Annotated in this window: 20 protein-coding genes; 12 read left to right on the forward strand and 8 right to left on the reverse strand. The window is 60.2% G+C overall.

Features of this window, described 5'->3' with window-relative positions; all coding sequences use genetic code 11:
• Positions 1-51: 51 nt before the first annotated feature.
• The 3 genes from EPO61_09435 to EPO61_09445 all read right to left on the reverse strand — a co-directional run bounded on the left by EPO61_09435 (position 52) and on the right by EPO61_09445 (position 2,234).
• Positions 52-1,179 (reverse strand): hypothetical protein, encoded by a 1,128-nt coding sequence (locus EPO61_09435; protein ID TAJ08318.1) that lies wholly within the window; start codon positions 1,177-1,179, stop codon positions 52-54.
• A 328-nt stretch (positions 1,180-1,507) separates the two neighbouring features.
• Positions 1,508-1,912 carry an XRE family transcriptional regulator gene (locus EPO61_09440; protein TAJ08319.1) on the reverse strand — a complete coding sequence of 135 codons (405 nt, stop codon included), beginning with the start codon at positions 1,910-1,912 and terminating at the stop codon, positions 1,508-1,510.
• Positions 1,851-2,234, reverse strand: coding sequence for a type II toxin-antitoxin system RelE/ParE family toxin (locus tag EPO61_09445; protein ID TAJ08320.1), 384 nt, complete (start codon positions 2,232-2,234; stop codon positions 1,851-1,853). Before EPO61_09445 ends, EPO61_09440 begins: the two co-directional genes overlap by 62 nt.
• A gap of 258 nt (positions 2,235-2,492) precedes the next feature.
• Here EPO61_09445 and EPO61_09450 point away from each other — a divergent pair, with 258 nt between their 5' ends.
• The 3 genes from EPO61_09450 (at position 2,493) to EPO61_09460 (ending at position 4,302) form a co-directional block, all read left to right on the forward strand.
• Positions 2,493-3,449, forward strand: coding sequence for a DUF4365 domain-containing protein (locus EPO61_09450; protein ID TAJ08321.1), 957 nt, complete (start codon positions 2,493-2,495; stop codon positions 3,447-3,449).
• A gap of 212 nt (positions 3,450-3,661) precedes the next feature.
• Complete coding sequence (locus EPO61_09455; protein ID TAJ08322.1) at positions 3,662-3,901, forward strand: AbrB/MazE/SpoVT family DNA-binding domain-containing protein; 240 nt, start codon at positions 3,662-3,664, stop codon at positions 3,899-3,901.
• Positions 3,898-4,302, forward strand: a complete 405-nt coding sequence (locus EPO61_09460) for a PIN domain-containing protein (protein ID TAJ08323.1) — start codon at positions 3,898-3,900, stop codon at positions 4,300-4,302. Before EPO61_09455 ends, EPO61_09460 begins: the two co-directional genes overlap by 4 nt.
• Positions 4,303-4,426: 124 nt before the next feature.
• Here EPO61_09460 and higA read toward each other — a convergent pair whose 3' ends face one another.
• From higA to EPO61_09485, 5 genes are all read right to left on the reverse strand, one after another.
• Positions 4,427-4,747 (reverse strand): addiction module antidote protein, HigA family, encoded by a 321-nt coding sequence (higA, locus tag EPO61_09465; GenBank protein TAJ08324.1) that lies wholly within the window; start codon positions 4,745-4,747, stop codon positions 4,427-4,429.
• Between the two features lie 13 nt (positions 4,748-4,760).
• A complete protein-coding gene (locus EPO61_09470; GenBank protein ID TAJ08325.1) occupies positions 4,761-5,039 on the reverse strand; it encodes an excinuclease ABC subunit A in 279 nt (92 codons plus the stop codon).
• 560 nt (positions 5,040-5,599) lie between these two features.
• Positions 5,600-8,578, reverse strand: a complete 2,979-nt coding sequence (locus tag EPO61_09475) for a PAS domain S-box protein (protein ID TAJ08326.1) — start codon at positions 8,576-8,578, stop codon at positions 5,600-5,602.
• Positions 8,579-8,614: 36 nt separating this feature from the next.
• On the reverse strand, positions 8,615-9,847 hold the full coding sequence (locus EPO61_09480; GenBank protein TAJ08327.1) for a hypothetical protein: 1,233 nt from the start codon (positions 9,845-9,847) through the stop codon (positions 8,615-8,617).
• A 48-nt stretch (positions 9,848-9,895) separates the two neighbouring features.
• Positions 9,896-10,669 (reverse strand): LuxR family transcriptional regulator, encoded by a 774-nt coding sequence (locus tag EPO61_09485; GenBank protein TAJ08328.1) that lies wholly within the window; start codon positions 10,667-10,669, stop codon positions 9,896-9,898.
• A gap of 285 nt (positions 10,670-10,954) precedes the next feature.
• On the opposite strand from EPO61_09485, the gene EPO61_09490 reads away from it, so the two are divergent.
• The 9 genes from EPO61_09490 (at position 10,955) to cheD (ending at position 21,114) form a co-directional block, all read left to right on the forward strand.
• The gene (locus tag EPO61_09490) at positions 10,955-11,773 is read left to right on the forward strand and encodes a response regulator (GenBank protein ID TAJ08329.1); all 819 of its coding nucleotides are present in this window, start codon (positions 10,955-10,957) and stop codon (positions 11,771-11,773) included.
• 263 nt (positions 11,774-12,036) lie between these two features.
• Positions 12,037-13,179: a hypothetical protein gene (locus EPO61_09495; protein TAJ08330.1), complete on the forward strand. Its 1,143-nt coding sequence runs from the start codon at positions 12,037-12,039 to the stop codon at positions 13,177-13,179.
• A gap of 94 nt (positions 13,180-13,273) precedes the next feature.
• A complete protein-coding gene (locus EPO61_09500; GenBank protein TAJ08331.1) occupies positions 13,274-13,645 on the forward strand; it encodes a response regulator in 372 nt (123 codons plus the stop codon).
• A 79-nt stretch (positions 13,646-13,724) separates the two neighbouring features.
• Complete coding sequence (locus EPO61_09505) at positions 13,725-15,941, forward strand: chemotaxis protein CheA (protein TAJ08332.1); 2,217 nt, start codon at positions 13,725-13,727, stop codon at positions 15,939-15,941.
• Between the two features lie 97 nt (positions 15,942-16,038).
• Positions 16,039-16,548 carry a purine-binding chemotaxis protein CheW gene (locus tag EPO61_09510; GenBank protein ID TAJ08333.1) on the forward strand — a complete coding sequence of 170 codons (510 nt, stop codon included), beginning with the start codon at positions 16,039-16,041 and terminating at the stop codon, positions 16,546-16,548.
• A 553-nt stretch (positions 16,549-17,101) separates the two neighbouring features.
• Positions 17,102-17,602 (forward strand): DUF420 domain-containing protein, encoded by a 501-nt coding sequence (locus tag EPO61_09515; protein TAJ08334.1) that lies wholly within the window; start codon positions 17,102-17,104, stop codon positions 17,600-17,602.
• 132 nt (positions 17,603-17,734) lie between these two features.
• Positions 17,735-19,543: a methyl-accepting chemotaxis protein gene (locus EPO61_09520; GenBank protein ID TAJ08335.1), complete on the forward strand. Its 1,809-nt coding sequence runs from the start codon at positions 17,735-17,737 to the stop codon at positions 19,541-19,543.
• An 81-nt stretch (positions 19,544-19,624) separates the two neighbouring features.
• Positions 19,625-20,440 carry a protein-glutamate O-methyltransferase CheR gene (locus EPO61_09525; protein TAJ08336.1) on the forward strand — a complete coding sequence of 272 codons (816 nt, stop codon included), beginning with the start codon at positions 19,625-19,627 and terminating at the stop codon, positions 20,438-20,440.
• Positions 20,386-21,114 carry a chemoreceptor glutamine deamidase CheD gene (gene cheD, locus EPO61_09530; protein ID TAJ08337.1) on the forward strand — a complete coding sequence of 243 codons (729 nt, stop codon included), beginning with the start codon at positions 20,386-20,388 and terminating at the stop codon, positions 21,112-21,114. The genes EPO61_09525 and cheD overlap by 55 nt, the downstream gene beginning before the upstream one ends.
• Positions 21,115-21,125: the final 11 nt, after the last annotated feature.

Raw genomic sequence — 21,125 nt, forward strand, 5'->3', positions numbered from 1 at the left:
TTATACCTAAATGGGTATGGGATCAATCGGCAGGTTGTCTAGGTTGGGCAATTACCACTCAGTCTCCATTTCTTCCTGCATGGAATCCGGCTCTTCCTCAGCGGATATGGTCGCAGGTTGTGTCAGAAGAGACAGAATCCGTGGGACAGGATCGAGCCGGTTGGCATGCTCTGCCGCCCAAGCCAGCCAGCTTGTCAGTCGGTCGTCGCCGCTGGGAATGCTCTGCTGTTCGGCTGCGGTCCGTAGCGCCGCGACATAACCGCGAATCTCGATAGCCTTGGCCCACTTGGCTGACTCAGCCTCAAGAGCCTGCCGGCGGGCCAGCTCCTCTTGTCGGCGCTGTTCTTCGAGCTCTTTCCGTTTCCGTTCCGCTTGCCATTCCTGGCGCTGGCGGTCTCGTTCTAGGGTGGCGACCCGCTGGGCTTCCGCAGCTTTGACCAGCCCGACCATTACGTCGTTCAGCACCTCTTCCAGCCTGGCGGTCTTCGTATCCCGCCAAACTTTGCGCACTTCTCCACCCCAGATGGACTTGATGCGGATGCTGAGTTGGCCGGTAGATTCGTAATCGAAGCGGGGCGTATACCACGGCGTCGCACTTGGCTGGCGAGTGGGGACATGCGGCACCTGTTTGAATCGTTCCTCCAGCGCGATCTCCAATGATTCGCCCAAGACCGTTACGGAAAAGACCTTCTTATCGGGACCGGCAACAGGGGCGAAGCCGCGCTGGGAAGTGGCTGTAATAAAAGCATGGAGAATACGGATCGCTCGACTCGCGGCCTGCTTACTGACCCGTAGGTTGAACCGTTTGGCCTCGTGGGACACTAGCGCACCGTAGGTGTCGGCTGAGGCAGTTTTCAATGCGCTAGAGAGGTCAGTCAGGAGTGGATGGACACGACTGATGCGATCGGGAACCTCGATCGGGTGCTCGGCTTCATACGCAACCTGTTTTTGCACGGCCTCCGAGGCCGGTTCACTTATTGGCTTTGGGAGGGGACTGTGGATGGTCGCCGCTGTTGGCGCACCGGTCGGTAGAGATGGCAGGGGAGGTTGCGGCGGCACCCGCTTCCCCGTGTGTTTTCTTCGCCAGTATCCTCGTCCAGGCACAGGGATCGTCAACTTACGGCAAATCTTGGCAAGCGCAACGTCCGAAACGCCGTATTTCTTTGCCACGTTGACCATAGCCTCTGCCCATACTTGTTGATAAAGCACACTCCGTTCTACACGGACAGACGCGTCATTAAGCATGATCTCCTCCGAAGATGGGGCTGGCCTAGCTGTACAGGGCATAGCACATACAGCTATCCTTGAAAATGAGAGAGGGGAGTCTTGTGACGCCCCATTTCCACAAAGGGTGAGCCCATGTCTTTGCCCGAATCGATTAGGAATGGCTCGGGAGAGCCTGGGACAACTATGACGACATGATCAGAAGGCCTAGCTTATTTCAGGCAAAGGTAGGGGTGCTTATGGGAAGGGTAGCGTGAAATAACAGAGCCTCAGTGAAAGGCTGTCACCGAGCTGCAGTTGCCAAGCGGTGGGACCGGGTGGCCTTTCTTGAGCGCGGCCTGATCGTGGATGAGCGTGAAGTCCGTTGAAGCGGATGTACCGAGACCTTTCCATCCGGACCAAGCTCCATCCGTGCATCTAATGCATTCAGAAGCCGCCACAGCGTGTCGAGAGTTGGTAACTGATCGCCTTTCTCCAAACGGGCAATCTGGGGCTGTTTGATCCCGGTCTCCCGCGCCAGATCCCGCTGGCTCATCCCCCGGCGCTCGCGCAATTGTGCGACGGCCACAGCCAGGCGAACCTCTGAGCGTGCTTGGTCGAGATGGGTATCGAACGCCGAATGGTGTTTACTCTGTTCGAGGACGTATTGGCGGAGTCGTTTCATGATGCCACCTCTCGAGTATCTCATTGTGACGTGCTTCGGCCAGCTCGATATCCTTCGCTTTCACTTTCTGTGACTTTTTGGTAATGGCATGAAGCACGACAAAGCGCCGGCCCACCATTGCCACATAGAACAATCGGTACTCCGTTCCAGCCCATTCGGGGCGAAGTTCCCAGATATTTCCCCGGAGCTTGGCTATAAACGAACGGGGCAACTCAAAACCGTGCTCTTCCAACGCCTCCAAGTAGGCAATGCATTTCGCCCTTGCCTTGATAGGGAGGTCGTCGAGAAAAGCCTCGATCGGGCTATCGCCACGCACAGATTGATAGAGCCAGACCTCCCAGCCCACGGGTACATGATAACATTGGTGTTATCACAACTGTCAATGTGTAAATGAATACGCCCGCGTGGCCGCCGGCGGGAAAAGTTACGAAGGAAAGACAGTTAATGACTAACCTGCAGCCCCCGCGCAACCGCTTGGCTTCCCCCTGATTTGACACTTATTGGACGTGGGAGTAGCCTTTCTTTCTCTAGAGACGGAGGCATTAAGTTATCTGCTGCGAGGGGCCTCGCGGTATGTTTATTGATTATACCCACAGGTGCTAAGGTGGAAGGCCTGCGGATAGAAAGATCGCATGCAATGCTACCGAAACGTGATAGGTCACATGTCTTTGAAACCCTATCAAGAAATATCCTCCTTCAGGCGCTGCCACCTGAATGGCTCTGCCGAGATGTTCTGGAGCGAGATTATGGCGTCGATCTGTACATCGAGATGGTCGGTAAGAAGGGTCTGCTTACGGGCCATCTCATCGCAGTCCAGTTGAAAGCAAGGCAGAAGATACGTTGGCGCGGGAGAACGCGCCATGGCTTGGTTGACTGGATACTGTTCTCGGGCGTTTCGGCAAAGACAATCAGGTATTGGATGGCCCTTCAAGTACCCGTCTTTCTCTGCTTGGCTGAGATCAGCAGCCGAAAAGTCTTTTTTGCCGCTGTGAAGAGCCAAGTGCGAGCGCGCTACGACCGATTTCTCAGATATGAATCCTTCGGATTCCGCTTCTTCCGTATCACCGATCTGACGAATTCTTTTGGGTGTCAGGGTCTTCAGACTGAATATGTTCGCGAGAGAGGATATGAGCGCTTCGTTTATCGAGTCCATGATTTAGTGGCGCATCATGCTCGTTATGCTGAGATGTTTCGATCGGCTCATGGGATCGCGCCGGATGCGATTGTTCCACACACCGATTGGGCAGCGTCTGCCCATCTCGCTCAAACGTGCATTGCAATCCTCAAATACCTGGGTGGAAACAGCGCAGTTCTCCGTCTCGAGATGGAAATAGCTAGACTCCCAAAGGTGAATGTACTTCGGAATCCCGAGCCCAATGGGCAAGTGTATCGCGCTACTTTGCGGTTGCTCCACCCGGCCTTTACACGGTGTCTCAATGAAGTTAAGAGATACGTGACTCGGACGCAGGCGGCCTATTGGCAGTCCACAGATCCGGCAGTATATGCGCTTTGTTCAACCTTGCCGGAAGGCAAACTGTCGGCACTGGCGCATACACATTAGAGTTGGTACATAACTGCGGTATGCAACTGCCGAACGGTGCCATGGTGTAAAAGCCCGTGGTGCAATGGAGAACGCGCCGCTCACAGCTGATGCTAGCAATGGTTAGCTAAGGCGCACCTGTGCGCCGGCGCATACTTGCGTTTGGCACTATTTGCATTTGATAAGTCCTTACCTTATAGTAAGGAAAAATAGTATTTGCAAGGAGTTCTTTCATGCCAACATCAACGGTGACCAGCAAAGGGCAGACCACGATCCCCAAGGAGATTCGCGCACGCTTGCACCTGCAGCCGGGGGATCGCTTGGAATTTGTGGTGGAAGATGACGGGCGGGTGATGGTGTTGCCGGCCACGGTGGATGCGACGGAGTTGAGGGGCATCCTCAAAGCACCGGCTCGACCGGTCACCGTGGAGGCGATGAAGCAGGCCATACGGAAGCGGGGAGGCCGTCGGTGATCGGCCTGGATACGAACGTGCTCGTTCGCTTTCTCGTACAGGACGATCCGACCCAATCCAGGCGGGCCGCTCGGCTGATCGCGCGGGAATGTACCAAAGAAAGCCCCGGTTTCATCAACCGGATTGTGCTCTGTGAACTGGTGTGGGTATTGGAGAGCGCTTACGGGTACTCAAAGGAGACTATCGCCGGTGTTTTGGAGAAGGTTCTGAGGACAAGTCAGTTTCAAGTCGAGGACTTACCGGTAGCCTGGACCGCTTTTCGTCTGTACCAGAAGGGGAAGGCGGACTTTGCCGATTGTCTCCTCGGTGCCGTCAATCACCAACAGGGGTGCGATCGTACGATGACCTTTGACCAGCAGGCCGGCAAGCTGGAAGGATTCGAATTTCTGGCCGGAGCTTAATTCTCTATTTGGAGGCGGAGGATATCCGCGCCTGCCTTCGATGCACAAGTCGCCGCCTTAATCATCCCGTGGTTGCCGTATGATCCTCTGACTTCTGGCTCAATCGAGTGTGGCCACACCATTCTCATGCCGGTACAAGCGCATCCCTGTGTTGCTCGATATGCTTCCTGACCTTGCTCGACAGAGCCCGTTCGGCAAGACGCAACTCATAAGTCTTCTGCAGGTTCATCCAGAATTCAGCGGTGGTGTTGAAAAATGCCGCCAGGCGGACCGCGGTATCCCCTGTAATGCCACGCTGCCCCTTGATAATCGCCGTAATCCGGTTCGCCGGCACGTCAATGGCCTTGGCGAGCATATTGGCATTGATCGGCGGGTCTGACGGCTTCATGAACTCCTCGAAGAGGATTTCCCCGGGATGGACCGGCCGCATTCCGTTCTTGATCATGATGGGCACTCCTTCAGTGATAATCGGTAATTTCGACCTCATAGGGTCCGTCAGTCTTCCAGGCAAAGCAAATCCGCCACTGATCGTTGATCCGGATGCTGTGCTGCCCGGATCGATCCCCCTTCAGCCTTTCCAGTCGGTTTCCTGGCGGTGAGAGCAGGTCTTTGATGTCCGATGCATTGTCGAGCATGGTCAATTTCCGTTCAGCTGCCTTCCTGAAGCCGGAGAACTCCTTCACCGTATCCCCTGAAAAGAACCGTTCCGTCTTCTTGTCGCTAAAATGCCTTATCATGCTCGGGTGTCATATTTTATGATTTACGTAACGAGTATGATTATAATGCATTTCTCATGAAAGTAGAATGAGAAAATACGCTTTCGATGTCTTCATGAGGGGGCCACTCATCTCGCACAAGGACTCAAGGCCGCTTCCGTCTTCAACCCATTGATCTGCAAGGTATAAGTGCCCCTTGGTGTTTTAGTTGCGCCCTCCCGCTACTTTAACTATGTCATCGAACGTCACGAAATAAATGGCGAAGGCGTGGTCGTAGTTCAATCACGGGTTCGAATCCCGTTGGGGCCACCACCCCGAGCTTGCTTGGCGGGAGCCTCTTCTCATTTGAGAGGCGATCCGCGAGATACCTCAAGTGTTCTTCGTGTGAGCCGCCGCGTTTGATCAAATCGCGGCGGATAGTTACTTTGCCTCAAGTAGGCTTAGATTTCATCCCTCGCTTGCGTGTGCCGGTGCCCTCAAGATTCAAAGGGCGACGGAGCAACACCTTAGGCGGAAACATCTTCTTGCCTCCGCCTGGTGCTTTCCAGCCTGGGTGGTTGGCGAGAGAGTCTCGAGGGAACCTACTCGGGGTGCTGCATATCCAGCAGTTCGCGCACCTTGCGGAGCAGCGTTTCCGGCAGAAACGGCTTATGGAGCACGGACGCATTTTCTTGCAGGTGTCCTTGTTGCAGGACGATGTCGTCCGTGTAGCCGGTGAGGTACAGGATCTTCATGTCCGGACGGGTATCTATCAGTTGCTCCGCCAACTCGCGTCCTTTGATGTGGGGCATCACGACATCGGTGAGGAGAAGATGAATCGGTTTCGCGTGGCGGGCGCTGAGCGCGAGGGCCTCGGGGCCGTCTCGGGCTTCCAATACACGATAGCCGGCTTCCTCCAAGGACTCCCGCACCAGCGTCCTGACCATTTCTTCATCTTCAGCCAGCAAAATGGTCTCCGATCCTCCGGCAGGCTCCCTGACCGGTTCCGTCCCTGTGGCGGTGACGGCAAGGTCCGCCGCGCGAGGGAGATAGACGGTCAAGGTTGTGCCATGGGCCGGGGCACTCTTGACCAAAATGGCCCCGCCGCTCTGTTTTACAATGCCGTAGACGCTGGCCAGCCCCAACCCCGTCCCCTTGCCTTGCTCCTTGGTGGTAAAGAACGGTTCGAAGATATGGGCTTGGGTTTCTGCATCCATGCCGTGCCCCGTATCGCTTACGGCCAGCATGACATAGGAACCGGGGGGGATGCGATCGAGTACATCGGCAAGCGTTTCGTCAACGTCGACGGCGTCCGTTGCCACGGTCAGCGTGCCTCCCTCCGGCATGGCGTCCCGGGCATTGATCACCAGGTTCATGATGACCTGCTCGATCTGCCCCGGATCGGCTTTCACGCATCCTATCCCCATTTGCAGCGCAGTGACCAACTCGATATGTTCCCCGATCAGCCGTTGGAGCATCTCGCTCATGGAGGCCACGCTGTCGTTCAAGTCGAGCACTTTCGGCTCCAGCGCCTGCTGTCGGCTGAAGGCCAGGAGTTGATGGGTCAGGCTGGATGCCCGGTCGCTGGCTTTTTTGATTTCCAACGGGTAGCGACGCAGGGGGCTATCGTCCTCGAGCCGATGCAATAGGGTGTCGCTGTACCCAAGCATGACCATCAACAGATTGTTGAAATCGTGCGCAATGCCTCCGGCCAGCCGGCCGACCGCCTCCATCTTCTGAGCTTGACGGAGCTGCTCTTCGCTCGCCTGTAGCGCCGCTTCCGCCCGTTTGCGTTCGGTGATGTCCTGTGTGATGCCGATGCCGGCGACGACACGGCCCTGTTCGTCGAATTCGAGATCGGCTTTTTCTCTGACCCATCGCACTTCGCTCCCGGTCACAATCCGGTGCTCGATGTCGTAAGGGGCCCCGCGCAGAGCGGCGGTCCAGGCCTGATGTACGTAGGCTGTGTCGTCCGGGTGGACGCATTCCAGGAACCGTTCATAGGTCAGGGGCGTGCCCATCGGCACGTCGAAAATGCGGTACGCTTCGTCGGTCCAGGTGAGCTCGTTCTTTCCGATATTCAGGTGCCAACTTCCGATGTGGGCGACTATCTGCGCACGGTTGAGATTGGCCTCACTTCTCCGCAGCGCGTCTTCGGCATTCTTTCGCTCGGTGATGTCGTAGCACACGCCGATGTAGCCGGCGAAGCTGCCGGTGAGATCGCAAAACGGCCGTCCTATGTCGATAATGGATCGATAGACGTTATCGTGCCGGCGCAGGCGATACTCCATCTCAAACGGCCGCTTGGAGCGGAATGCCTCCCGGTACGTGTCGACGCATCGCGCCAGGTCTTCGGGATGGACCCCTTCGGCCCATCCGTCGCCCAGCTCTTGCTCCGCGGTTCGCCCGGTGAAGCTGAGCCAGCTCTTGTTGAAGTAGTCACACTTGGTGTCGAGGCCGGATTTCCAGATCGGAGTCGGAAACTCGTCGAGCAGCTTCAGGTAGAAATCGCGCGAGTGCTGAATGGCTTCCTGCGCCAATTTGCGCTCGCTGATGTCCTCCGCGATGCCGACGATCCGATAGACCTGCCCGGATGCGTCGCGGATCGGAAAAGCCCGATCGCAGATCCAACGCGGTGAGCCATCGGGCGTGATGATTCGGTATTCCACGTCATACTCGCCGCTGGGCTGCTTCGATAAGGCGGCGTGCACTCGCTCGCGGTCATCCGGATGAATCGCTTCGAGAAACGAAAGAGGGTTGCGGTAGAGGCTCTCGCAGGCGCGTCCCCAGATTTTTTCATAGGCGGGATTGATATAGAGCATTTGGTTCTTGGTCGTATCCGTCATCCAGATGACCTCTTTGATATGTTCGGCCATCTGGCGGAACCGCTCTTCGCTCGCGCGCAAAGCCTGCTCCGAGTGCTTGCGTTCGGTGATGTCCTCGATCACGAGGACGAGTTCGCTCGTTTCGCGCAGGTTCTGGGCTATGACATTGCAAGTCGTCGGATCGACGCCGGGGATGCGACACTCCCGTTCCTGGACCGGGTGGGCCTCGTTCGCGCGCACGGAACGCAACAGTTCCGAAAGACCCTCAACGGGCAAGAGCGTCTCGATGGGTTGGCCGATCGTGTCCGTCTCGTTGCGCTGGACGAACTCGTAGAACAGCCGGTTGGCGAATCGGATGGTGTTATGTTGGTCCAACCGGACCACCGCCACCGGCAGCGCGGTCATGGTGGTCCGGTATTGGGCTTCGGCGGCACGGATCTGGTTCAAGAAATAGCCGTTTTCGATGGCGATTCCGGCCTGGGCGGCGAGGGAGGCAATGACCTCCTCGTCGATCTCCGTGAACTCGTCGGCCCCGCATTTCTCGGTGAGGTAGAGCCGTCCAAACACCCGGCCGTGCGCCCGCACCGATGCGCCCAGGAACGAGTGCATCGGAGGGTGGTGCGGCGGAAAGCCGGTGAAGGTGGGGTGGCGCGTCAGATCCTTCAGGCGGAGCACGTCGGCTTCCTGGGCCAGAAAGCCCAGCAGGCCTTTTCCGGTCGGGGAGGTTCCGATCGTTTGCTGGGTCGCCTGATCCATCCCGGTCGTAATAAACCGGATGAGGTGTTTGCCTGTTTAGTCGAAGAGGCCGAAAGCGCCATACTTGGCTCCGGTGACTTGCGTGGCAATGTCCACAAGCAACTGAAGAAATTGGATCAACGCGAAGTCGGCGTTCAGCGAGGAAGTCTCCTGCTGCAACGCCTGGCTGACGGTGTGGAGCCCCCTGAGCCGAGAAAGCTGCCCCGCCGAGTTGGCCCATTCTTGCTGCACGCGCCTGGTCGTCCACAGCAGGAGTCCGATCAGGGGGCCCAACACGAGGCTCCCTGCCAAGCCCAGCTGCCACACCATGGATCGGATAGGGCCCAAGATCTCGCTCCGATCCACGCGCACGAGAATGCCCCAGGGAAAGCCGGGAAATTCTCCGTATCCTTCGGTCCGCGCGTAGCCGGTGATGACGGGGACCTGCCGGCGGGCATGGAGTTCCTCGACGTAGCCTGGCTCCGTGGCCCCGCTCAACAGGGCGGATGGCAATCCCTGTTGTTTGAGGTTGGTCTTCCCTTCCTCCCGCAGCAGGGAGTCGGCGGCCAGGGTGCCGTCGCGCATCAGGAACTGCCATTCGATCCTGGCTCTGTTGCCGCGCAGCGACTGAAAGGCGGAGACGGTTCTCCCAAAGACATCCTCCAACTCGAGGAGCCCGACGCGTGTCGTCACCACTCCGAGGACTGTCCCGTCGGGCCCCGTGATCGGAGCGGAGAATCCGATGGCAGGACTCCCGCCTGTCTCCGAAGAATCTGATACGTCCATCAGATGGATGCTTTTCCCGTCACGCACGGCTTGAAACCACACCGTCTTATGGCGGTCTTGTCCCACACTGACCGGGTCGGTGGAGGCGATAATCCGGCCGCTTGCGTCGGTGACGCCGAGCCATCGGTAGAGCAGATATCGCTCCTTCATTCGGTTGAGGTCCTGGGTCAGGGCTGCGGCATCGTGCAGCTTGGTAGAAAAGGTGCCCGCCATGATTTGGACATCGCCGTATCGTTCGAAGAGGACATGATCCAGCTTGTCCGCAATGTCGGCGGCCAACAGAGCCAGGCTTTCCCCCGTCGTGGCGACCAAGCGGGTCTCGAGACGGTGGAGGGCCAGGATGCCGATGCCTAGAGCAATGACCGTGATGGCGGCAATGAGGAGGGGAAGCCACCGGTACGGCCGGTGGCGTTGGTGGGCAGGCGCTTCTTCATGGGGTCTCACAAGGACCTCTGTCTGATTGACGGTGAGCCGGCGATTCGGGATATTGTTGCCTCCTCTTATCGCCGAGAAGAGAAGAGGAGAGCAGGAGGCGTGCCATGCCGGGCGTCGCTAGAGGCGAGACAGATCGCTGCGCAGTGCCAACCGAATGAGATCGGTACGTCCCTTGATCTCTAGTTTGGCGTGGATCCGGCTGAGATGGCCCTCCACGGTCCGCACGCTGAGATGGACCGCTGCGGCAATGTGTCTGTTGGACAACCCTTCCCCGACGAGTCTGAGAATTTGACGTTCGCGCAGGGAGAGCCGCGCCAAGGAAAGGTGGGGCTTGGTTCCCGAAACCCTGTCGTTCGGTGAATCGAACTCTTCCGGATAGACCGTTCCCTCCGCGGTGACGCTCTGCTCGGACCGGCGGAGGTAGACCACGGCATGGCAGTTTTGGGGCGGTGAGCCCTTGCCGCGGTGGATGGAGACTTTACTTTCTCCAAAGTAATCCCCTGCGATCCCACCCAGAATCCCGGATTCCACCAGGCAGATATCGGTGTTGGCGGCGCATTGCCCAAACGCGCAGACGGGAATCTGAAACGTGATCGAGTTCTCGGTCGCTTCCGTAGCCGAGCACTCCAACCCCAAGTGTTCTTTCAAGCCTTCAATGCAGGCGATATAGTCCTGCGCGGAGTAAGGCTTGCCGGTCTTGTGAGTCTCCAGATGGTGGAGACTTGCGCTCCGGCCGATATTCACTCCGATCTGACGCAATGTTTTCTTATAGAGCGACGGATGGAGCATCCCCTCGACCGAATCCATGAGTTGACCCAGAGTATGTTGGGTGAAAGTCAGGGAGGGAGAAGGCGATTCTTGTTGATCGAGGCGTTTGGGCGGATGCGACATCGGTGAGGCGCTCGCTGTTACTTAGTGACCATTCGAGAGGCTCCGCCGTGAAATTCCAACGCAAAGGGCTCTGAGCATACCATAACAAAGGTACAAGGAAAGCGTAGGAGTACCTTAAGATTTAGGTGTGAGCACGCGTTAAGGCTTGTCCGTTGCTGTCCGATAAGGTTCGCAGATAGCAAGTGCCGTTCGATGGTGAATGTGCGCCTAATTTAGCCAGGACGTACCTGAAAAACAAGCTCTTGTCGGAACAAAGCGTTGGCATCTCGAACAGACAGGACGAGGATGATGACCGACTTGTGCATGGTTGACAGCCGGCGTGGCGCAAAGCCCGCACCTGCCTTGAACAGGGACCGTCGTGCCTGGGGCCGCATCCTAGTCGCGGAGGATGAGGAGCCGGTTCGCCGGCTGATCGCGGAATGGCTGCGCGAGGAGGGGTACCAGTGCGAGTGCGTCGGCACCGCCAAGGAGGCCGTCGCGGCGCTGGCGACCGATGCCTATGATCTCCTGATCACCGACATTCGTCTCCCGGACAACGAGACGTTGGAGTGGCTCCAGGCTTGTCGGAGCGGGGCGCTGGCGGTGCCGGTCATCGTCATCACCGGCTATCCGTCCGTGGGGACCGCCGTGGAAGCCGTTCGCCACGCCGTCGTCGATTATCTGGTCAAACCGGTGGATGTCGAGGCGTTGTGCCGGAGCGTCGGCCTCGCGATCGGCAAAGGGCGGGTCTTGCGGACCTTGCGCAAGGCCCGTGAAGAGATGCGCCTCTGGGGCGAAGCGATGGACGGCCTGGAACAGTCCCTGGCGGCCGGGGCAAAGGGCGCAGAACCTACGGAGCATGTGCTGGATCAGACGGTGATCCTCTTCCGCCAGATCGTGGTAAGTCTCAAGACCACGCTCGATGCCACGAAGAGCGGTCGCTCGGACTACAGGAAAATGGACTTGTGCACGGCGGTCGGGTGCACGAAATTGGCGGTCTATGAGGAGGCCTTGCGCCAATCGGTGGAGGTGCTCGCGAATACCAAGAGTGCGTTCAAGTCCAAAGAGCTTGGCGATTTGCGGAAACTACTGGCGGGGATCCTGAAAGACGGCCGCCAGTCGTGAGGTCGGGCTCAAGATATCCGGCGGTCGGCCGATATCTTGCTTAACAGCTACTGAAGCTCGAGGGTCATACCGACTCGGCGAGCGATCGTCTTAGCGGGCAGGATACCAGACCTGCAAGTTGAAGGCGCAATCCGGTTGTCTCCCATGCCGTGGGAGGACGCTGATTGCGCCTTTTTTATTGGCTTCGTCGGGGCATGAAGCGCCAGACGGATGCGCGTCGCGACATGCCACGAGTCTGAGCGGCGCGTCGAAGGGGGAACGGCATGGTCGTGGGATGGATGGGGATGATCATCGGCCTGCTGGCCGGCGGGGGACTCGCCGCCGGTCTGGTGTGGAGAGTCTGGCGGCAACGCTTGGAGGCCGAGCGCGCGCAGGCCCAGGCCGAGCAGGCCGCTATCGAAGCGCGTTGCCGGGCGTGGGAGGAATTTGCCAACTGCGCCTCGCCGCTGCTGCCCGTTCTGGTCGAGCAGCTCAAGGCGGTCATTCAGCAGACCGAGTCGGCGGCCCTTGAACTCTGCGGGAGATTTCAGCGGATTTCGCAGCGGGCGCAGGCCCAGGCCGGCCAGGCGGAGCATCTGGTCTCCGGAGCCGGCCGCGAGAACGGCGGGAGCCAGATCACCGTCGAGACGATTCTCCAGGAAATCGGCCTGACGCTCAGCCGGTTCGTCCAGGACGTCCAAAGGACCGCCCAGGTATCGGCGGGCGTCGCCGTGGTCATGAATGAAGTGGACCGCAGCACCAAGGCCATCGTCGGGAGCCTGGTGGAGGTGGAGTTCATCGCCGACCAGACGCGCCTGCTCGCGCTCAATGCCGCGATCGAGGCGGCGCGGGCGGGGGAACATGGACGGGGCTTCGCGGTCGTCGCCGACGAGGTCGCGAAATTGGCGAATCGCTCGGGCGGCGCGGCCACGAATATCCGCACGCTCATCGACACCGTGCGGGACAGCACGGAACGGGCGATGAAGGAACTGGCGGAGCTCGCCTCGGTGAACCTGAACGAGACCCTGTCGGCCAAGGAACGGGTGGAGCAGCGGGCCCGTATCATGGTGGAGCGGAACGCCGAGTTGCGGTCCCGGGTGTCCCAAGCCGGCAGCCAGGCAGAGGAACTCGTGCATGATATCTCTCAGATCGTGATGTCCATGCAGTTCCAGGACATGACACGGCAGATGATCGAGCATGTCAATGCCCCGCTCCTCAAAGTGCATGAACACATGGCCGGGCTGGCGTTGGCCAAGGGAAATCTGCCGATGCCGACAGCCGACGCGTTTCGGGATCTGCGGGGCCTGGATCGGAGTTACACCATGGAATCGGAGCGGGCCATCATGCGCGCGGTGCGCGACGGCGCCGGTATCTCTTCTGCGGTGACGGCCGGGGGGGCGCCGGACGACAACGTCACGCTTTTCTAAATGCAGAAGGCGGAACGATGAGTGCCGAACGGTCGAGATCCGAAGTCCAACACTCATCATTCCGCGTTCATCGTTCATTCTTTTGGAGGTTGATATGGGCAAGCAGATTCTCATCGTGGACGATTCGGCGACCATGCGGCAGATGGTCAGTTTCACCCTGACCAGCGCCGGCTTCGACGTGGTCGAGGCGGGAGACGGCAAGGAGGCGGTCGGCAAGCTGAATGGCGGGGTCAAGCCGAACCTGGTGATCACGGATCTGAACATGCCCAACATGGACGGTATCTCGTTGATCAAAGCCGTGCGGGCCATGCCGTCCTTCAAGTTCACGCCGGTGCTGATGCTGACGACGGAGTCCGACGAGGGCAAAAAGAAGGAAGGCCAAGCGGCCGGTGCGACCGGCTGGATTGTGAAGCCGTTCAACCCGGAACAAATGTTGAAAGTGATCGCCAAGGTGCTGCCGGCGTAAGGATGTGAAAGTGTTTAGTCCGGGAGCTTGCAACTTTCAGACTTGCAAACTTGAGGACTTTTCGACCGGGGGTTAAGAGATGAGCGTCGATCTGTCGAAATTTCAAAGCGCGTTTTTCGAGGAGAGCGCCGAACACGTGGCGACCATGGAAGAGGGGTTGCTGCAGCTCGAGCAGTGCGCGGACGACCTCGACCTGCTCAACCGCATCTTCCGCGCCGCCCATTCCATCAAAGGCAACGCCGGCATGTTCGGCTTTGCCGCGGTCGGCGAGTTTACCCACAAGATGGAGAACATCTTGGATGCGCTCCGTACCGGCCAGATGCAGGCCGATAAGCCGTTGATCGATCTGTTGTTGGAGGCTACCGACGGGCTGAAGGGGCTTCTGGAGGCGGCCCAAACGAATGCGGATCCGGACGAGGACGTCGTGGGCCCGTTGCGCGAGCGGTTGCTGGCTTGCACGGAGTCGCGCGCCGTGGGGCCCGTGAAGGGTGCGCCGTCTCCGGCGCACGATGCGTCGCCCGTGAAGCGTGAAGCGCCGGACGAGATGCGCCGCATACGGTACGAGATTCACTGGGTTCCGACCCCCGCGGTCTTTGCGCGAGGGATTCATCCGGGTCAGATTCTGCGCGAACTCCGAGACCTCGGCGAGTTGACGTCCTCGGCGGATATCGACCGCCTGCCGCCCCTGGAACGCTTGCATGCCGAAGGACGTTCTCTGCCCCTGACCTGCACGCTCATCACCGAACATCCCAGGCGGGAGGTCGAGGCCGTCTTCCTGTTCGTCCAGGACGACAGCGAGCTGACGATTGAAGAAACAACGAGCAGTGAGCCGGGGACGCGGGGACGCGGAGACACGGAGATCGCCGCGTCTCCCCCTCGCCCTGTCGCCACGGCGGGCATGGGCTCCACGTCGGACGGAGGTCCCAAGCCCCTCGGCGAAATTCTGCTGGAAGAAGGGGTGATTTCTCCGGACGTGCTGCGGCACGCCCTCTCGCAGCAGAAGCGATTGGGCGAGATCCTCGTCGAACAGAAGGCCGCCACCCCGCAGCAGATCGCCCAGGCCCTGGACAAACAGCGGAAGCTGGAGCAGGCCGCCCAGCCCAAAAAGGTTGAAACCGCGTCGATCCGGGTGGATACGGAGAAGATCGACAAACTGATCAATCTGGTCGGCGAACTCGTGATCACCCAATCCATGCTGAGCGATCTGGGTGCGCGGTTCGCCATGGACCGGCTCCCCGTGTTGCAGGAGCGCATCAGCCAGTTGGAACGGAACACCCGCGAGATTCAGGAGCGGGTGATGGCGGTTCGGATGCTGCCCATCGGGACGGCGTTCAACCGGTTCCCGCGGCTGGTCCGAGACCTCGCCGCCAGGAACAGCAAGCAGATCCAATTGCTCATGTCCGGTGAGGAAACCGAGCTGGATAAGACCGTGATGGAGTCCATCGGGGATCCGCTGACGCATCTGGTCAGAAATTCGGCGGATCACGGCCTGGAGACGCCTGAGGAACGGAGGGCCGCCGGCAAGCCGGAGCAGGGGACGATCACGCTCAACGCGTTCCATGAAGGCGGCAGCATCTGCATCGCGGTGACCGACGACGGGCGGGGACTCAATCGCGACAAGATTCTGGCCAAGGCGATCCAGCAAGGCCTGGTCAACGAGGCGGACAAACTCTCGGACGAGCAGGTGTGGCCGCTGATCTTCCGGCCTGGTTTCTCGACCGCCGACAAGATCACGGACGTGTCCGGCCGGGGCGTCGGCATGGATGTGGTGAAGCGGAACATCGAGGGGCTGGGCGGAACCGTTACCATCACAACCGAGCTCGGGAAGGGCACCACCTTCACGCTCAAGCTGCCGCTGACCCTGGCCATCATCGAAGGCATGACGGTGCGCGTCGGGCCGGAAACCTACATCGTGCCGCTGGTGTCGATCGTGGAGTCCATCCAGCCCGGGCCGTCCGCCGTCAAGCCGGTCGCAGGCCGGGGCGAGATCGTGAACGTGCGCGGCGCCTATTGTCCCGTGGTGCGCCTCGGCGATGTCTTCGGCGTGCAGCCGGATTGCACCGACCCGACCAGGGCGATCCTGGTGATTCTCGAGACCGAGGGCGAGCGGGCGGCGGTGATGGTGGATGAACTGCTGGGCCAGCAGCAGGTCGTGATCAAGAGTTTGGAGAAGAACTTCCGGAAAGTGGACGGCATGGCCGGGGCGACGATCCTGGGCGACGGCACCGTCGCCTTCATCCTGGACGTGCGGGGGCTGCTCGAAGTGGCCCGCCGAGGCGAAGTCGTGGCGGCGTGAAAGGTGAAGAAAGAGGGAGCTCCCTACGAACGTTGCGTCATGAACGACGGGATACGCTTCCCGAGAGGCGAACGACGAATAACGAGAGGAGGAAGTAATGGCAACGGCAGTGGATACAGCGGCGAGCGAAGCGGATCAGCAGGCGGGGTTGTCGGCGGCCGGCAGCCAGTATCTGACCTTCACGCTGGGGGAGGAACATTACGGGGTGGACATTCTCCGGGTGCAGGAGATCAAAGGCTACACGGCCGTCACCCGGATTCCCAATACGCCGGACTTCATCAAGGGGGTGCTGAACCTCCGGGGCACGATCGTGCCGATCGTGGACCTGCGGAACAAGTTCGGGATGGCGAAGGTGGAAGCGACCATGTTTACCGTCATCGTGGTCGTCGTGGTCCGGGACCGCGTCATGGGGATCGTCGTGGATGCGGTGTCGGACGTGCTGGACATCGCCACGAAGGATATCCAGCCGCCGCCGAACTTCGGCGCCAGGGTGGACACCGGCTTTATCCACAGCATGGCCAAGTCCGGGGATAAGCTCATTACGCTCCTGGACATCGATCGGGTGTTGTCGGTGGATGAATTCGAACAGACGGTTACCAGCGCGTGACGCGCGGGATTCGTGAACGGTTCACCGAACTCCGCTTCATAAGCGACGAGAGACTCAGGGAGGAACAGGTTGAAGGCCGGTGCGTTCGTCGGCGCCCATGCGGGGAACGGGAACGGCTCGGGTTCGAAAGACGGGTTCGAGGAGTTCTGAGGGCTGCCTCATGACGCGTTTCCTTTCTTTCCCTTCCCCTTCCCTCAAGGGAAAGACCGGAAGCGCGTCTCCTGCCTCTTTCCTCGCCCTTCCCCCCCCGGGGCGAGGAAAGAGCGTCGGGAGGTCTGGCGCGAAGGGAGCGACGCGGGACGAAGGGTGGTCTGCACGCGGCTACATCGAGGAGGAGTCATCGAAGGGTTTTCTCGGCGCGCGTCAACTCGATACGACATAACAGAGCGCGCCGTTCAACTGAGGTTGGTAGGGCGGCTCACGCAAGCGCGTTCGAGATTTCACTGGTGGAGCAAGACCTCTCCGCCGCGATGTGATCGAACGCGGCGGTTCAACCGAAGGTTGATGGAGATTGCACTGGAGGCAAAAACCTCTCCGCTCACAGGTGATCGAAGTGAGCGGCTCACGCAAGCGCGGTATGGAGGGCGGCATGGACGGCAAAACGATCCTCTGGTACGGCGTGCTCTTCAGCATCACGGCGGCCTACCTGGTCGCCTTGGCCGGCGTGCGATCCGCCCGGCAGCACGACGTGGGCTACCATTCGCGTTTGATGGTCCGCGCGTGCACGATCGTCGGCATCTGGCTCGTGGCCTACGTCATGAAGCAACTGCTCTTCGGGCGCGAGCGGTTCGGAGGGACGGACGGCGAATACTGGCGGCTCTATGTGCCGGTCTTCTCCGTGCACATGGCCCTGGCGGTCTCCACGATCGCGGTGGGAGCCTACAACTTGTATACCGGCCTGACGCGGCTGCGGTACGGGAGCGTCGGCGCGATGGCGGCCGGCATGTCGGTGCATCGCCGCTTGGGCAAGTTCCTGGTCTGGAGCTTCACGGGCACGATGCTGACCGCCTATCTGGTCTATCTGCTGTTGTTTGTCTGGTATCCGGCGAGCTGAGCGAGGTCGGAAACGGATGCTGGAGGGCGGGAAGGCTGACCGGGGCGCCGGGCGGAGACGTGATCGAGGGTAGCGAGGGCGCAGCGTTCGAACGGGGTTCAACTCATAGCAGCGTTTTTCAATTCTTCAACTATGGAGGCGAACATGTTTACCTGGTTCGGCAATATGAAGACGATGGCGAAGCTCATGCTGGGCTTCGCGCTGGTCGGCGGCATCATGGCCTTCGTGGGGTACACGGGCCTCACGAACATGGGCCGCATCAACGACAGCACCGACAACATCTACAACGTGCAGCTCAGGCCGCTGATGACCCTCACCAAGCTGCGCGGCCTCGTCCATCAGATGCGGGCGCAGACCGTGACCGCGGTGCTGACGACCAGTCCGTCGGACCGGGAGGAGGCGTTGGCCAGAGTCAGGGAATTCAATAAGCAGATCGATGAATCTCGGGAAGTCTTTGCGAAGACCATCAAGGCGGAGGAGGTCCAGAAAGGGTACGACGACTTCGTCAAGATCTACGGCGACTATCTGACGGCCCGCGACAATGTGATTTTGAAACCCCTGCTCGCCGGGGATCAGACGAGCGCGCTGGCCGCGATGAAGGGGGAAGTGGCCGGGAGATTCAAGGCCTCGGTGGAAGCCATCAATGCGCTGGCCGACATCAAAATGAAGGTGGCGCAGCGGAAGTACGACGACGCGAACAAAGTTTATGCCGATTCCAAAGCGCTGCTCACCGGCATCGTCCTTGGCGGGATCGGCCTGGGCCTGTTCCTGGGCTGGGTGATCGCCCGGATGATCGCGAGCGGGTTGAGCCAGGTCAATGACGTGGCCCAGAAGGCGGCGGAAGGCGACCTCACCAAACGGGTGTCGATCGACACCAAGGACGAGATCGGGTTGATGGGCGCCGCCTTCAACCAGATGATGGACAATATCGCCCGGGTGGTGGGCGAGGTGCGGAACGGGTCCGAGCAGGTGTCGTCCGCCTCCGGCCAGATCAGTGTGGGCACCCAGGACCTGTCGCAGCGGACCTCCGAGCAGGCCTCGGCGCTCGAAGAGACGTCGTCGGCCATGGAGGAGATGACCTCGACGGTCAAGCAGAACGCCGACAACGCCAAGCAGGCCAATCAACTGGGGATTGCAGCCCGCGAGACGGCCGAAAAAGGCAGCCACGTCGTGACCCAGGCGGTCACGTCCATGGAGGAGATCAACAAGAGCAGCAAAAAGATCGCCGACATCATCGGGGTCATCGACGAGATCGCGTTCCAGACCAACCTGCTGGCGCTCAACGCGGCCGTGGAAGCCGCGCGGGCCGGCGAGCAGGGGCGCGGCTTTGCGGTAGTGGCCGCGGAGGTGCGGAACCTGGCGCAGCGCTCCGCGACGGCGGCCAAGGAGATCAAGGGGCTGATCAACGAGTCCGTCCAGAAGGTGGCCGGCGGCGCCGAACTGGTGAACCAGTGCGGCAAATCGCTGGAGGAGATCGTCACCTCGGTCAAGCGGGTGACCGACATTGTCTCGGAAATGGCGGCTGCGTCGCAGGAGCAGGCGAGCGGCATCGAGCAGGTGAACAAGGCCGTCATGCAGATGGACGAAACGACCCAGCAGAACGCGGCGCTGGTCGAAGAGTCCGCCTCGGCTGCGGAAAGTCTCCAGCAGCAGTCGGCGGAATTGTTGCAGGTGGTGGAGTTTTTCAAGGTGTCCGACGGCCGGGAGGGAGGGCTTCATCGGGGCCCGTCGCAGGAGCGTCCGGCGGGGGGCGCCAAGCCTGTGCCTCATGCGGCTGCGCATGCGTCCGGGAGCAAAGCGGCCGGCCATGCCTCTGCGGGCAAGAAACCGGCTGCGCCGAAAGAAGAGCTGGTGGGAGTCGGGTCCGACAGGGTCAATGGCAACGGCAACGGCCACAAAACGGCGCACCCATCCGTGAAGGACGCCTTCGAGGAGTTTTAGTCACGAACAGTCGGCGTGCAGCGGTCAGCCTCCGGTTTCCGGCTGACCGCTGACGGCCGGTTGATCGTCGAGGCTTGCGCGATGGAATACGCAATCACGGATGAAGAATTCGAGCGGTTTCGCTCGCTGGTCTACGAGGAAAGCGGGATCAGCCTCAGCGACGGCAAGAAGTCCTTGCTGGTCGCGCGCCTGTCCAAACGTCTGCGGGCCCTGGGGGTGGCCAGTTTTCGTGACTATTATCACAAGGTGTCGGAGGCGCCGGGCGGCGATGAGTTCACGCAGATGCTGGACTGCATCTCGACGAACAAGACGGATTTTTTCCGCGAACCCCTGCACTTTGAGTTCCTGCGCGATCGGATCCTGCCGGCGCTCGGCGTTCACAAACGCCTCCGCATTTGGTCCTCGGCCTGCTCCTCCGGCGAGGAGCCGTACACGATTGCCATGACGGTGTGCGACGGGGTGGCGGCGCCGCTCCAATGGGACGCCAAGATCCTGGCGTCGGATCTCTCGACGCGCGTGCTGGCCCAGGCCGCGTCCGGTGTGTATGAGGAGGAGCGGGTGCGCGAACTGCCGCCCGAGGCCGTCCGGCGCCATTTCCTGAAGGGCCGGGGGGAGCTGGCCGGCATGGTCAAGGTCAAACCGTACCTGGCCGACATGGTGCGGTTCCGGCGGATCAATCTGATGGACGAGGCCTATCCCATCAAGGCTCCCCTGGATGTCATCTTCTGTCGCAACGTCATGATCTATTTCGACCGTCCGACGCAGCAACGGCTGGTGAACAAGTTCCATCGTTATCTGAAGCCGGGCGGGCATCTGTTCATCGGTCATTCCGAAAGCCTGCAATGGGTGGACCATCCGTTTCTTGCCGTCGCGCCGACGATCTATCAGAAGCCGTGAGACGCGACAAGTCGCGGGCGATCAGCGAGCCATGTGAGGAGAGGAGTGTGTCTGAACCGATGACCCTTCGCGCGTCACCCATCATCGAATTCCCGCACATCCGGCGCCTGCGCGACGAACGGTATCCGCACGAGATCGCGAGCATTCTGCCCGGCGAGTACTTCGTGAGCCGGGAGCCGATGATCGTCTACACGGTGCTCGGCTCGTGTGTGTCGGCCTGTGTGCGCGACCCGCTGGTGGGCGTCGGCGGCATGAATCACTTCATGTTGCCGGTTCCCAGCGGAGAGGGCCGGTCCGACTCGTGGGGGGCATCGGCGCGGTACGGGTGCTATGCCATGGAATTGCTGGTCAACGAGATCCTCAAGCGCGGAGGGCACAGGGACCGGCTGGAGGTGAAGGTGTTCGGCGGAGGCAAGATCTACGACAGCAATATGGATATCGGCGCCGCCAATGCGGCGTGGGTGCTGGACTATCTCGAACGAGAAGGGTTCCGGCCGGTCACGGTCGACCTGAGAGACCTGTATCCGAGGAAGGTGTACTACTTTACGGAGTCCGGCCGCGTGTTGATGAAGAAGATCGAGCGCATCAAGAACCGGACGATCTTGGAGCGGGAAGAGCGGTATCAATCATCCTTGCGACCGGGGCACGTGAACGGCGAGATCATGCTGTTCTAAGGAGTGTTGAA

This window comes from Nitrospirota bacterium (assembly GCA_004296885.1).
Taxonomy (GTDB): domain Bacteria; phylum Nitrospirota; class Nitrospiria; order Nitrospirales; family Nitrospiraceae; genus SYGV01.

Coding starts and splice junctions, on each gene's coding strand:
- higA (TAJ08324.1), bottom strand. CDS start 4,747: ATGATCAAGAACGGAATGCGGCCGGTCCATCCCGGGGAAATCCTCTTC.
- EPO61_09435 (TAJ08318.1), bottom strand. CDS start 1,179: ATGGTCAACGTGGCAAAGAAATACGGCGTTTCGGACGTTGCGCTTGCC.
- EPO61_09490 (TAJ08329.1), top strand. CDS start 10,955: ATGATGACCGACTTGTGCATGGTTGACAGCCGGCGTGGCGCAAAGCCC.
- cheD (TAJ08337.1), top strand. CDS start 20,386: ATGGGTGGACCATCCGTTTCTTGCCGTCGCGCCGACGATCTATCAGAA.
- EPO61_09505 (TAJ08332.1), top strand. CDS start 13,725: ATGAGCGTCGATCTGTCGAAATTTCAAAGCGCGTTTTTCGAGGAGAGC.
- EPO61_09440 (TAJ08319.1), bottom strand. CDS start 1,912: ATGAGATACTCGAGAGGTGGCATCATGAAACGACTCCGCCAATACGTC.
- EPO61_09500 (TAJ08331.1), top strand. CDS start 13,274: ATGGGCAAGCAGATTCTCATCGTGGACGATTCGGCGACCATGCGGCAG.
- EPO61_09495 (TAJ08330.1), top strand. CDS start 12,037: ATGGTCGTGGGATGGATGGGGATGATCATCGGCCTGCTGGCCGGCGGG.
- EPO61_09475 (TAJ08326.1), bottom strand. CDS start 8,578: ATGGATCAGGCGACCCAGCAAACGATCGGAACCTCCCCGACCGGAAAA.
- EPO61_09470 (TAJ08325.1), bottom strand. CDS start 5,039: ATGATAAGGCATTTTAGCGACAAGAAGACGGAACGGTTCTTTTCAGGG.
- EPO61_09520 (TAJ08335.1), top strand. CDS start 17,735: ATGGAGGCGAACATGTTTACCTGGTTCGGCAATATGAAGACGATGGCG.
- EPO61_09485 (TAJ08328.1), bottom strand. CDS start 10,669: ATGTCGCATCCGCCCAAACGCCTCGATCAACAAGAATCGCCTTCTCCC.
- EPO61_09510 (TAJ08333.1), top strand. CDS start 16,039: ATGGCAACGGCAGTGGATACAGCGGCGAGCGAAGCGGATCAGCAGGCG.
- EPO61_09455 (TAJ08322.1), top strand. CDS start 3,662: ATGCCAACATCAACGGTGACCAGCAAAGGGCAGACCACGATCCCCAAG.
- EPO61_09525 (TAJ08336.1), top strand. CDS start 19,625: ATGGAATACGCAATCACGGATGAAGAATTCGAGCGGTTTCGCTCGCTG.